1 protein-coding gene is annotated in these 533 nt (G+C 68.5%); it reads left to right on the plus strand.

Annotated elements, in window-relative coordinates; genetic code table 11:
- The coding region (locus EOA27_RS39535) for a Mur ligase family protein (protein ID WP_245491428.1) at positions 1-533 on the plus strand (533 nt) is incomplete at both ends.

Here is a 533-nt window from a genome sequence, read left to right on the forward strand (position 1 = left end):
CCGTCACCGGCACCGCCGGCAAGACATCCGTCGCCGCCTTCACCCGCCAGATCTGGGAGCAGGCTGGCTTTGCCGCCGCCTCGATCGGCACGACCGGTGTGGTGGCGCCCGGCCGCAACGAATATGGCTCGCTGACCACGCCCGACCCGGTGGCGCTGCACCGGTTGCTCAAGGAACTGGCGGATGCCGGCGTGACCCATGCCTCGATGGAAGCCTCGAGCCACGGCCTCGACCAGCGTCGTCTCGACGGCGTGAAGCTCGCGGCCGGCGCCTTCACCAATCTCGGTCGCGACCACATGGACTACCATCCGACGGTCGATGATTATCACCGCGCCAAGCTGCGCCTGTTCGACACGCTGCTGCCGAAGGGCGCGCCCGCGATCGTCTTTGCCGACGACCCGTGGTCGGAGCCGACGATCAAAGCCGCAAAGGCGGCGGGTCTCAATGTCCTGACCGTCGGCCGCCATGGCGATTTCCTGACGCTGAAGCGGGTGGAGCATGAGCGCCATCGCCAGCGCGCCGAGGTCGTGGCC

Origin of the sequence: Mesorhizobium sp. M2A.F.Ca.ET.037.01.1.1 (assembly GCF_003998075.1) — a bacterium.
GTDB lineage: Bacteria > Pseudomonadota > Alphaproteobacteria > Rhizobiales > Rhizobiaceae > Mesorhizobium.